General features: G+C 55.5%; 10 protein-coding genes. 6 read left to right on the top strand and 4 right to left on the bottom strand.

What is annotated here, in order from left to right; translation table 11 throughout:
* Positions 1-4 precede the first annotated feature (4 nt).
* The 4 genes from QT230_RS16865 to QT230_RS16850 all read left to right on the top strand — a co-directional run bounded on the left by QT230_RS16865 (position 5) and on the right by QT230_RS16850 (position 6,785).
* Positions 5-265, top strand: a complete 261-nt coding sequence (locus QT230_RS16865) for a DUF4212 domain-containing protein (RefSeq protein WP_007113808.1) — start codon at positions 5-7, stop codon at positions 263-265.
* A gap of 6 nt (positions 266-271) precedes the next feature.
* A complete protein-coding gene (locus QT230_RS16860) occupies positions 272-2,053 on the top strand; it encodes a sodium:solute symporter family protein (RefSeq protein ID WP_308323284.1) in 1,782 nt (593 codons plus the stop codon).
* A gap of 148 nt (positions 2,054-2,201) precedes the next feature.
* On the top strand, positions 2,202-2,711 hold the full coding sequence (locus tag QT230_RS16855) for a hypothetical protein (protein ID WP_308323283.1): 510 nt from the start codon (positions 2,202-2,204) through the stop codon (positions 2,709-2,711).
* Between the two features lie 132 nt (positions 2,712-2,843).
* On the top strand, positions 2,844-6,785 hold the full coding sequence (locus tag QT230_RS16850) for a NahK/ErcS family hybrid sensor histidine kinase/response regulator (protein ID WP_308323282.1): 3,942 nt from the start codon (positions 2,844-2,846) through the stop codon (positions 6,783-6,785).
* 84 nt (positions 6,786-6,869) lie between these two features.
* On the opposite strand, the gene QT230_RS16845 is transcribed toward QT230_RS16850, so the two are convergent.
* A complete protein-coding gene (locus QT230_RS16845) occupies positions 6,870-7,532 on the bottom strand; it encodes a response regulator transcription factor (RefSeq protein WP_007113812.1) in 663 nt (220 codons plus the stop codon).
* On the opposite strand from QT230_RS16845, the gene QT230_RS16840 reads away from it, so the two are divergent.
* On the top strand, positions 7,531-7,656 hold the full coding sequence (locus QT230_RS16840) for a hypothetical protein (RefSeq protein WP_022522133.1): 126 nt from the start codon (positions 7,531-7,533) through the stop codon (positions 7,654-7,656). The two genes, QT230_RS16845 and QT230_RS16840, sit on opposite strands and share 2 nt — an antisense overlap.
* Before the next feature lie 177 nt (positions 7,657-7,833).
* Here QT230_RS16840 and acs read toward each other — a convergent pair whose 3' ends face one another.
* Both acs and QT230_RS16830 read right to left on the bottom strand, forming a co-directional pair.
* Positions 7,834-9,783, bottom strand: coding sequence for an acetate--CoA ligase (gene acs / locus QT230_RS16835; protein ID WP_308323273.1), 1,950 nt, complete (start codon positions 9,781-9,783; stop codon positions 7,834-7,836).
* A 206-nt stretch (positions 9,784-9,989) separates the two neighbouring features.
* Positions 9,990-10,538: a SprT-like domain-containing protein gene (locus QT230_RS16830; protein ID WP_308323271.1), complete on the bottom strand. Its 549-nt coding sequence runs from the start codon at positions 10,536-10,538 to the stop codon at positions 9,990-9,992.
* Between the two features lie 87 nt (positions 10,539-10,625).
* Here QT230_RS16830 and QT230_RS16825 point away from each other — a divergent pair, with 87 nt between their 5' ends.
* Positions 10,626-11,285 (top strand): YecA family protein, encoded by a 660-nt coding sequence (locus tag QT230_RS16825; protein WP_308323269.1) that lies wholly within the window; start codon positions 10,626-10,628, stop codon positions 11,283-11,285.
* Positions 11,286-11,301: 16 nt separating this feature from the next.
* Here QT230_RS16825 and QT230_RS16820 read toward each other — a convergent pair whose 3' ends face one another.
* Positions 11,302-12,423 carry a phospholipase D-like domain-containing protein gene (locus tag QT230_RS16820; protein WP_308323267.1) on the bottom strand — a complete coding sequence of 374 codons (1,122 nt, stop codon included), beginning with the start codon at positions 12,421-12,423 and terminating at the stop codon, positions 11,302-11,304.
* Positions 12,424-12,452: the final 29 nt, after the last annotated feature.

Raw genomic sequence — 12,452 nt, 5'->3', positions numbered from 1 at the left:
CACAATGGCAGACGACAAAACCAATGCTGCTGAATACTGGAAAGCTAACGTTCGCTTAATTTTCGGATGTCTCGCAGTTTGGGCATTTGTTTCTTACGGATGCGCTATCCTCTTTCGCCCACTCCTTGCCGGTATCCCGGTTGGCGGTACCGACTTAGGCTTCTGGTTTGCACAACAGGGCTCAATCTTAACGTTTATCGTGCTGATCTTCTTTTACGCCTGGAAGATGAATAAGCTCGATCAAAAATTTGGCCTTGGGGAGTAAGCCGGTATGAGCCAGTTTGCAATTAACTTACTGTTCGTCGGCGCCTCCTTTGCCCTGTATATAGGTATTGCGATTTGGGCGCGCGCCGGCTCGACGAAAGACTTCTATGTCGCCGGGGGCGGGGTTCACCCCATTACCAACGGTATGGCCACCGCGGCGGACTGGATGTCAGCGGCGTCGTTTATTTCCATGGCGGGTTTGCTGGCCTCCGGTGGCTACGCTAACTCCACCTTCCTGATGGGTTGGACCGGTGGCTACGTTATCCTGGCGATGCTGTTAGCTCCTTACCTGCGTAAGTTTGGTAAGTTCACCGTGCCTGACTTCATTGGCGACCGCTTCTACAGCAACACCGCTCGTCTCGTGGCGATCGTATGCTTGATTGTGGCGTCGGTGACCTATGTTATCGGTCAAATGACCGGTGCGGGCGTGGCGTTCTCGCGCTTTCTTGAAGTCAGCAACACCTGGGGTATCTGGTTAGCCGCGCTGATCGTTTTCCTCTACGCCGTATTTGGTGGTATGAAGGGCATCACCTACACCCAGGTAGCGCAATACATCGTTCTCATCATCGCTTACACCATTCCGGCGGTGTTTATTGCCTTCCAGCTAACCGGCAACCCGATTCCGATGTTCGGCATGTTCAGCACCCATACTGAATCCGGCATTCCGTTGCTTGAAAAACTGGATGACGTCGTCAGTGCCCTGGGCTTCCGCGACTACACCGCTGACGTGGATAACAAGCTCAACATGGTGCTGTTCACCCTGTCGCTGATGGTCGGTACCGCCGGTCTTCCCCACGTTATCATTCGCTTCTTCACGGTACCGAAAGTGGCCGATGCGCGTTGGTCTGCTGGTTGGGCGCTGGTGTTCATTGCCCTGCTCTACCTGACCGCGCCAGCCGTCGGCTCTATGGCTCGCTTGAACCTGGCGACCACCGTGTATCCAGAGATGGCGGGGCAGGTTGAAAATTACGAAGAGGCGGCGCAAAACCCGATTCTGTACGAAGAGCGCCCAGACTGGGTTCGTACATGGGAAGAAACAGGCCTGATCAACTTCACCGACCTCAACAATGACGGCCGCATCCAGATGTATAATGATGCTGCCGACTACTCTGACCGTGGCTGGGAAGGCAACGAGCTCACCGTTAATAACGATATCCTGGTGCTCGCCAACCCGGAAATTGCCAATCTTCCCGGCTGGGTTATTGGTTTGATTGCAGCGGGTGGTATCGCCGCAGCCCTCTCGACAGCGGCAGGCCTGCTACTGGCGATCTCGTCGGCGATCAGTCACGATTTGATCAAGACCATGATCAATCCCAAGATCACCGAGAAGGGCGAGATGTTAGCAGCGCGAATTTCCATGGGCGGCGCCATACTACTGGCCACCTACTTGGGGCTTAATCCGCCTGGGTTTGCGGCACAAACGGTGGCATTGGCCTTTGGTATCGCTGGTGCATCGCTATTCCCTGCGCTGATGATGGGTATTTTCTCCAAGCGGATGAACAACTCAGGGGCGATTGCGGGTATGTTGGCGGGCTTGATTTGTACGCTGCTGTACATCTTCACTTACCTAGGCTGGTTCTTTATCCCCGATACCAACACCCTGGCCAACACGCCGGATAACTGGATCTTGGGTATTTCGCCACTCTCCTTCGGTGCCGTAGGCGCGATGATCAACTTCGCCGTTGCCTTCGCGGTCTCCAGAGTAACCACTGCGCCGCCGCAGGAAATTCAGGATCTGGTGGAAAGCGTTCGCTATCCGAAAGGTGCTGGTATGGCGATCAACCATTAAGTCATAATCCCTCCTGGCGGCTTATCGCAGTGTTGTGATATCGCTTGGGAATTGACCTTACCATCGGGCTTCCTTAGGGAGGCCCGATGGCTTTTATAGACGGCTTGTATAGATAGCTTTTATAGACGGCTTTTTAAAAGGATATTTTATGATATGGCATTTGATCGCCGCCGTTTTTGCAGGCCTGGCGGCCGCCGGAATTGGCTTGATACTGCGCACTTTGAGCGGCAAACGTTTGCCCAAGTGGATAGTGCCAGTATGTGGCGCGCTGGGGATGCTGGGCTATCAAATTCAGGTGGAGTACAGCTGGTTTGAACACAAACAGGCGCAATTACCCGATACCGCGACGGTGATATCGACGGAGAGCAGCACAGCTGTTTGGCGACCATGGACCTTTGCATTCCCCATGACCACCAAGTTCAGCATGGTGGATAGTGATAATATTCGCATAAGCGAGCAGGGTGGCTCCCGTTTGGCGGAATTTATCCTTTATCAGTTTGAGCGTCACCACACCGATATTTTGATCACCCAACCCTACTTACTCAATTGTGATAACCGCGAGTTGGTACCGCTGGATGAAGACACCCGCGAGCCCATTCTGGAAGAGATTCGCACCCTGCGTGAAACGTCACCGTTACTCAACAACGTCTGCCCATAGCCAAATAAATAGCTAAAAAAGCCCGTGCTATAAACAAGCCGAGGGAATGGTCGTATAGACCCCTCCATTTCGCCTAGAATAAAGCCTTTTTATTAGCATTAGTGGATCGCACACTCTGGCGGGGAGATAGGCATGTTTCACGGCGGGCTTCTGGTCGCGGTATCGCTACTCTATATTGCCGTTCTATTCGGCATTGCCTGGTACGGTGACCGCCGCGCGCGTACTCACGGCGCCTCCCGACGGCGCCCGATTATCTATAGCCTGGCGCTGGCGATATACTGCACGTCCTGGACGTTTTACGGCGCGGTTGGCCAAGCAGCGACAGCGGGCTGGTCGTTTGCGAGCATTTTCGTTGGTCCAATACTGACCTTTTTGCTGTTTTGGCCGGTGTTGGCCAAAATGATCCGCGTCGCCAAGCACCAAAACGTTACTTCGATTGCCGATTTCATCGCCTCCCGCTACGGTAAAACTCAGTCGCTGGCCGCCTTTGCCAGCTTGGTTGCTCTTATCGGCACCTTGCCCTATATCGCCTTACAGCTAAAAGCGGTTTCGACTACTTTCAGTGTGCTGACCGATGCCACCGATGTAACCCATGCGCCACTGTTCGGCGATACGGCCTTCTATGTGGCGATCGTAATGGCCATCTTTGCGATTCTATTCGGCACCCGCCACACCGATGCCACCGAACACCACGAAGGCTTAATCCACGCCGTGGCATTTGAATCGCTGGTCAAACTGCTGGCTTTTGTAGTGCTCGGCGCCTTTGTTACCTGGGGCATGTTCGATGGCCTGGGTGAACTGATGGGACACGCCGAGAGCCAGCTCGAACTCCAGCGTCAGTTGGCCAACCAGGATTTTGGCCAGAGCTTCTGGGCGCAAACGCTGCTGGCGATGCTGGCGATTCTGTGTTTACCGCGTCAGTTCCATGTGGCGGTGGTCGAGAATATTCACCCTGACGACGCCACCAAAGCGCGCTGGCTGTTCCCGCTCTACCTGCTCGCGATTGCGTTTTTTGTGGTGCCATTGGCCGCCGCCGGGCTGCTGCTGTTTTCCGAAAGCGGCGTAGAGCCCGACACCTATGTGCTAGCGCTATCCATGGCCTCGGGCCACCAGTGGCTGACGCTACTCACCTTTATTGGCGGGTTCTCGGCGGCAACGGGCATGGTGATTGTCGCCGCAGTGGCGGTGTCGATCATGATCTCCAACGAGATTGTTATCCCGGCGCTGTTCCGATTGCGCTGGTTTGATACCAAGGCACGTGATTATGGCCGTTTAGTGCTGCGTGCGCGGCGCTTAACCATTATTGCCGTGCTCGCCATGGCCTACGGCTTTTACCAGTTGATTGCCGAGTTCACCTCCCTGGCTTCGATCGGCATGCTGTCTTTTGCCGCCGCCGCCCAGTTTGCCCCGGCGCTGATTGGCGGACTCTACTGGAAGCGCGGCAACCGGCTCGGTGTTATCGTCGGCATGAATGCCGGTTTCGCCATCTGGGCCTATAGCCTGCTGATGCCGGCCATGATCAATGCCGGGGTGCTACCCACCGTCTGGCTTGACGGCGGCCCTTTGGGGCTTAACTGGCTATCCCCCACGACGCTATTCGGCCTCAACTTAGGCGACAGCTTTACCCACGGCGTGATGCTGTCACTCGGGATTAACCTGTTCTGCTACATTTTTGTTTCCCAGGTGACCTCGCAGCGAGTGGTTGAACGCATTCAAGCCTCGCTGTTTGTAGACAGCGTTGAGACACGTCAAACCTCGGTCAATCGACCTTGGACCGGGGCGACCACCGTCGGTGATTTAAAAGTACTGTGTGAGCGCTTTCTGGGGGCTGGACAGGTGGATCGCGCCTTTGAAGACTACGCCCGTCGCGCCGGCAAACCGCTGGACGACGGTACCCGCGCCTCGATTGATATTATCCAGTTCACCGAACGCTTTCTGGCCTCGGTGCTGGGCGCTTCATCGGCTCGCATCGTGGTGAACTCGGCGCTTCAGGGGCGCGGTATCGGCATCTCGGATGTGATTTCGATTGTCGATGAAGCCTCCCAGGTATTGGAGTTCAACCGGGCGCTGCTCCAGGCCACCATCGAAAATATTAACCAGGGCATCAGCGTGGTCGATCAGAACCTGCGCCTGGTGGTATGGAACCAGCGCTATCTGGAGCTATTCCGCTTCCCTGACCACTTAATTCGCGTTGGTGCTCCCATCGACCGTATCTTCCGTTACAACGCTCACAACGGCGAATACGGTCCGGGCGATCCGGAAGAGCACGTACAGCTACTGCTTGACAATATTCGTGAAGGCCAGCCCCACCGCTACGTGCGCTATCGCCAGGATGGCAGCGTTCTGGAAGTTCAGGGCAACCCGATGCCCGGCGGTGGCTTCGTGTATACCTACCAGGATATTACCCAGCAAAAGCGCATTGAAGAGGCGCTGATCCGCTCGGAAAACAATATTCGTATTTACACCGATAACGTGCCCGCGTTAATCGCCTACTTCGATAAAGAGTGTCGCTACCTGTTTACCAACCGCGCCTACGAACAGGCGTTCAATATTGACCGTAACGCCGTCATTGGCCGCCGCTTTGAAGACGTACTGCAGGTTAAACAGTCGGAAGAGCGTGCCCCCTGGGTGAACCGCGCGCTTAACGGTGAGCGAGTCAGCTTTGAAGTCTCGCTGCGGGTCAACGAGGCGATGCGCTATATGCTGGTCACCTACACGCCGCACTTTGGTGACAGCCAGGCAATTCTAGGCTTCTTTGCCCTCTATCAGGATATTACTGAGCGTCGCCAGGCGGAGATTGCCCTTAAAGAGACCAACGAAACCCTTGAGGAGCGTGTACGCGAGCGCACCCAAGCGCTATCCGAAGCCAACGCGGCGCTGCGCCAGGAGAACCGCGTACGCGCTGAAGCGGAGCTTGCTTTGCGCCAAGCTAAGCAGCTCGCGGAAGATGCCAACGCCTCTAAGACGCGCTTTTTGGCCGCGGCCAGCCACGACTTGCTGCAACCGCTCAACGCGGCACGGCTATTTACCTCGGCTTTGATGCAGAACGTGACCACTACCGATACTCAGCGCATCGTGGGCCATATCGATAACTCGTTGCAGGCTGCCGAGGAACTGCTAAGTACCCTGTTGGATATCTCCAAGCTGGACGCAGGCGCCTTAACGCCGCGGCGCAGTCACTTTGCCCTGGCCGACATCTTCCGCCCGCTACGCGCCGAATTTGAGGTGATGGCGGACGATCGCGGGCTGGACTTAGAGGTCGTGCCCACCCAACTCTGGGTCGACTCCGACCCCCAGATGCTGCGGCGTATTGTGCAGAACTTCCTCTCCAACGCCATTCGCTACACCCAAGAGGGCCGCGTACTGCTTGGCTGTCGCCGCCAAAATGGCTGGCTCTCCATTGAAGTGTGGGACAGCGGCCCCGGCATTCCGGAATCCAAACTGACCGAGATTTTCCAGGAGTTCCGCCGTTTGGATCAGGTCTCCCGCCATAAAGAGAGTGAGAAAGGTCTGGGGCTGGGGTTATCGATTGCTGACCGTATGAGTCGGGTGCTGAACCACCCCATCAAAGTACGCTCGACAGTAGGCAAAGGCGCGGTTTTCTCGGTTAGCGTGCCGATTGTTGCCGCCAACGCAGCGAGCAGTGCCGAGCTTGAACCTCAGGGCCGGCGCGGTAGCCATAAGCTGAGCGGTACGCGGATTGTGTGTATCGACAACGAGACGCTGATTCTGGAAGGCATGACCGCGATGCTGAGCGGCTGGGGCTGCGAGGTGTTTACCGCCACCAGTATCGGCGGGGCCAAGTCAATCCTACGCAATATGGACGGCGATCCAGACGCTATCCTGGCAGACTACCACCTGGATAACGAAGTTACCGGGTTAATGGCATTAGAAGCGCTCAGTGAGCGTTTTGAGGGGGCGGTGCCAGGGATCGTGATTACCGCGGACCGAACCGAAGCGGTGGCCGAAGAGATCAAACGGGCGGGCTATCAACTGCTGTTGAAGCCCGTTAAACCGGCGGCCCTACGGGCGCTGCTGACGCGTACGTTACAGGCCAATCGCGCGGCGCGTTAAGCGCGCCGCGGTTAAAACAGCAGATTCTTAGCTAACGGTTCTTAGCTGACAGTTCTTAGCTAACAGTTCTTAACTAACTGCCGCTTAGGAAACGACCTTCGGCGGCTCTACTTCCAGCTTCTGGGCAGCAATCACTGCCTGGGTGCGGGAGTGAACGCCCAGCTTGCGTAGAATCGCCGTCACGTGGGCCTTAATGGTTGCTTCAGAGACGCTCAGTTCGTAAGCGATCTGTTTGTTCAGCAGACCTTCCGTGAGCATATTTAAAACGCGAAACTGCTGAGGGGTAAGTGACGCAATCGCCTCGGCAAAACGCGACTCCTCTTCACTGGTCTCTTCCAGTACGTTGGCCAGCGCCTCTGGCAGCCACACTTCACCCTGTAGGATTTCGCCTACGGCCTCAGCAATTAGTTGTAGAGACGACGATTTAGGGATAAAACCCGACGCGCCGTAGTCAATAGCACGACGCACCACATAGGGCTCGTCACTGCCTGACACCACCGCGACGGGAATATCAGGCATCTGGCCGCGCAGTTGGATCAGGCCTGAGAAGCCGTGGGCTCCCGGCATATGCAGATCGAGCAGAATCAGGTCGGCGTCTGGGTGGCGATTCACTACGTCAGTGGTAGCTTCCATGGTGTCCGCTTCGACGATTTCCGCTTGGGGGGCCAACTGGCGTAACGCTTGGGTCAGCGCTGCACGAAACAGCGGGTGATCGTCAGCGACGATAAACTTATGAGCAACTGCCATGGATATTCCTCCGGTTCCTCGAGCAGCGGGGTTGTCTGCCGCCGCGACGCTAGGCTCTTACGGTTGTGAAGCATGGTACCCCATGGGCTTCATCATGCCCAAGCATCACATGCACAATTTGTAATAGATAGATCATACAGTTGAAAACTTATTCTTATAAACGGCTAGGAAAATAAAAAGCACATACAAACAACTTATATAAAAAATGCTTATATAAAGAAAATACTTATATAAAAGAGTGCCGGCCTACTGGGGCCGGCACTTTCTAGGTTAGGCTAAACAGCCTACATCATTGGCGCCATTATTGATTGGCGCGATGCTCGATCAGCTCATCAACCACTGACGGGTCGGCCAGCGTGCTGGTATCACCCAAGCCATCGCACTCGTTAGCGGCAATCTTGCGCAGGATGCGGCGCATGATTTTCCCCGAGCGGGTTTTCGGCAAGCCTGGCGCCCACTGAATGACATCCGGCGAGGCAATCGGACCTATATCTTTACGCACCCACTGGGTCAGCTCTTTTTTAAGCTCGTCAGACTCTTCGACACCGTCATTCAGCGTGACATAGATATAGATGCCCTGCCCCTTAATATTGTGTGGGAAGCCAACCACAGCCGCTTCGGCGACGGCGCTGTGGGCAACCAAGGAAGACTCGATCTCAGCGGTGCCCATACGGTGGCCAGAAACGTTCAGAACATCGTCGACACGGCCTGTGATCCAGTAGTAACCATCCTCATCGCGACGACAGCCGTCACCAGTGAAGTACATATTATCGTAGGTCGAGAAGTAGGTTTGGATATAACGCTTGTGGTCACCCCAAATAGAGCGCGCTTGCCCAGGCCAAGCGTCGAGAATAACCAGATTACCCTCGGTGGCACCTTCAAGAAGGTTGCCTTCATTATCGACCAAGGCAGGTTTTACGCCAAAGAAAGGCACGGTTGCAGAGCCCGGTTTAAGCGGTGTAGCGCCCGGCAGCGGGGCAATCATGATGCCGCCCGTTTCGGTTTGCCACCAGGTATCGACAATCGGACATTTCTCGTTGCCGATAACGCGGTAGAACCACTCCCAGGCTTCTGGGTTAATCGGCTCACCCACGGAGCCCAACAGGCGCAGGCTATCGCGCTTGCTTGAGTCCATGACGTTGTCGCCATGGGCCATCAGTGCACGTACTGCGGTAGGTGCGGTATACAGAATATTAACGCTGTGTTTATCAACAATATCGCCTATACGGCCATGGGTAGGATAGCTTGGAACCCCTTCAAACATTAAGGTGGTCGCGCCGTTCGCCAGGGGGCCATAAACGATATAGCTGTGTCCGGTAACCCAGCCCACGTCCGCAGTGCACCAGTAAACTTCACCCTCTTGGTAGTCGAACACGTACTGGTGGGTCATAGCAGCGTACGTCAGGTAGCCACCGGTAGTGTGCTTTAAGCCTTTAGGTGCGCCGGTAGAGCCTGAGGTATACAGAATAAACAGCGGGTCTTCGGCGCCCATGGCTTCGGCTTCGCACTCTTTCGACTGCTTGTCGACCAGCTCGTCAAACCATATATCGCGGCCCTCATTCCACTCAATCTCACCGCCGGTACGCTTTACTACCAGGACGTTTTTGCACACGTCGGTGCCTTCGCGGGTTAGCGCCGCATCGACGTTCTCTTTCAACGGCACTTGCTTGCCACCCCGCACGGACTCATCGGCGGTAATCACCAGCTTGGAGTCAGCACCAATCACCCGCTGGGCCACGGCATCCGGTGAGAAGCCACCGAATACCACCGAGTGCACCGCACCAATACGCGCACAGGCCAGCATTGCCATGGCAGCTTCGGGAATCATCGGCATGTACAGGGTGACGGTATCGCCTTTACCGATGCCCAACTCTTTTAGCGCGTTGGCTAACTGGTTGGTACGAGAGTACAGCTCACGATAAGAAATGTGTTTGGCGTCATTGGGATCATCACCTTCCCAAATAATCGCTGTTTGGTCGCCACGCTTGGCTAAATGGCGATCCAAACAGTTAGCGCTAACGTTGAGCTGGCCGTCTTCAAACCAACGAATATCGACATTGTTGCGCGCGAATGAGGTATTCTTAATTTTGCTGGGCGCTTTAATCCAGTCAAGACGTTTAGCCTGTTCAGCCCAGAAGCCTTCCGGATCATCAATCGACTGCTGATACATGGCCTCATACTTGGCTTGATCGGCCCACGCATTGGCGGCGAAATCGTCGCGCACCGGATAGACGTTCTGTTGGTTGCTCATGAAATTGCCTCTGTCCGTGGAAATGCACTGTCTAGAAGATATAGTCTAGAAAAAATAGTCGATACTGCTGTATCAGGGATTATTGAACGCTATCAGTCGTATCGACACCCAGTAATGTGCCCCTAGCATAAACCTCCTTGTGCGGGCTTCCCTTTAGACATTGGTATTAGCATTTTTTATTTTAAAAACAGACATTTATAAACGAATCAAAGTACATCCTTCGGCCTGTAGACCAACGTCTTAGCGCAGTGTCGGCAGCGGTAGCGACGCCCATTTACCACTAAAGCATGACGCCTCGGGGTAAATTGATGAAAGCGGCAATCGCACTGGTAACGATAAGGTGCGGACTGTGCCTGCTTAATATCAAACCGGTGGGTCACACTGGGCACTAAGCCGAAGAGATCACGCATTACCGTTTTCCACTCGTGGCCGTGGGGTTTTAGGCGCGGGCCATTATCCAAATGAAACACCAGCCAATGGGCCATTTCATGGGGAATCACCTCGTCAAAAAACGCCGTACGGTTTTCACTTAGCAGCACCGGGTTCAGGCGTAAGCCACCGTGGCCAAGGTGCGCCTGCCCCGCCGACGCACCGCGTAGGTTAAACCATACTTTCGGCGCTGGAAGTACGGGGCATACTTCAAAGCAGCGCTGCCACGCCTGCTCAACGCGGACACGCGCGGCCTGATGCAACTCGGCTTCCGACATGGCCGCCAACTCAGCGGCGGGCCAAGGGGGCAGTGGTATCGTCTTCATTAGTGATAAACTAACCGTTATAGGTACATATTGATGTCAGTATATGTTGACCGATGATCACCGATCCGCATTGAAGAGGCACTACTCATGGCAGAGCGTAGCGACACGCCCGAAACGAACACGCCACCGCAGCCACTACTCGACGATGAGCAGTTGGATAGATTGGACGACTTCCTCGCCTCTGATCAAGTGGATGAGGACGCACTGGATCTGATCTCCGCTCACGGCTTCTTAGTGGCGCTTGCCGTGGCTCCCAGCGAAGTGCCGCCCACCCAGTGGCTAGCGGAGCTGTTTCAGGGTGAGCCACGCTACGCCGACGAGGCCGAGAGGGATGAAATTATCTCCCTGCTCACGCTATTACGTGACAACGCAGTAGCGGCACTCGAGCAAGGTGGCCTTCCAGAACTCCCCTTTGAGCTAACGCTCGGCGGCGAACCTGCTGAAGAGACACCGATTGGCGACTGGTGTGCGGGCTTCATGGAGGGCGTTTTCAGTGACGAGAGTGCTTGGTTCCAGGACGATGAAGAGGCCGCCGCCACGCTTCTGCTGCCGTTTATGCTGCTCTCTGGGTTGTTCGACGATGAGCCGGATATGGCCGAGCTCGCCAAGGATCAAGCGCGCCAGGAGTCGCTCGTCGTGCAACTCCCAGAACTCGTGTTAGACCTTTACCTGCACTACCGGGTACCACCGGAAACCCCCAAACCCAAGCCGCGCAAAAAGTCCTCTGCAAAAGGCAAAAAGCGCTAAGCACTGAGAATAGGCACTATTTAAGCCTCGTCACGATGGCATCCAACACCCCATACACCCACTCCTTGGCGCGCTGCCCCCGCGGGCGCGCCGCCCAAGCATCGGCGTCCACTTCTTGGCTGGCGGCAAAGTTACGCTCGAACAGTTCACGTACGTCGGTGGCCAGCTGCTGATCCACAACCTCTTGATTAGCTTCTAAATTCCAATGAAGACTCCAGTGATCAAAGTTACACGAACCAATGCTCACCCACTCATCTACAAGTACAAATTTGGCATGGATAAAGGTCGGCTGAAACTCATAAATGCGCACGCCCGCTTTCAATAGCGATTGGTAAAAGCGTTGGCCGGCAAACCGTACCCCGGGATGGTCATGCTTTGCCCCCGGCAACAATAAACGCACGTCAATACCGCGACGAGCCGCCTTCACCAAGCGCCGGCGCAGGGCAAAGGTGGGCACAAAATAGGGCGTACACAGCCAGAGGCGCTGCTCGACCTGACTGACACGATGGTGCAGTGAGTGGCGAATTGCCTGATAACGGTAGCCCCGTGCTGACATTGCCCGCCCAGGTACGCCATTGGCGAATCCCTTAAGTTCACGAAGCTTCGGGAGAACTGGCGCGCAGCTATCGCCCTTCTCGGCACGCGTCAGCCTTGAGTGCCACAGGCGCCGAAACAGCAGTTCCCAATCGCCGACCACCGGGCCTTCAATACACAGGGCAATTTCATACCAGGCGTTCAAAAACTCATCCACCGCGCCAAAACCACCGGTAAACGCCCGCTCGCCGTCAACAACCACTATTTTACGATGATCGCGGCTCAAGTTCAGCGCTAAAGAGTGGAAGCCGATAGGGTTAAAAAAGCGCAGTTGAACACCACCCTGCTTCAGGCGCTGTCGATCACTGCCGGAGAGACCCAGAGAGCCATAACCATCCAGCAGCAGGCAGACGCAGACCCCGCGCTGGGCAGCCCCGATCAGCGCATCACTGACTTGATCTGCAAGCTCCCCCGACTCCATCAAGTAGAGCTCTATCAGCACATAGTGCTGAGCGGCATGCACCGCTTCAAACATGGCCGGCAGAAAGCGCGTGGCCTCGGGCAGCAGTGTAAATCGATTACCTTCTCGCCACGCGTTCTGCATGGGGGCTCCTTGCGTTACCGCTAATAAGC

This window comes from Halomonas sp. SpR8 (assembly GCF_031010195.1).
Taxonomy (GTDB): Bacteria; Pseudomonadota; Gammaproteobacteria; order Pseudomonadales; family Halomonadaceae; genus Vreelandella.
The sequence above is the reverse complement of the archived record's forward strand: the minus strand, read 5'-3'. Positions and strand labels throughout refer to the sequence as shown.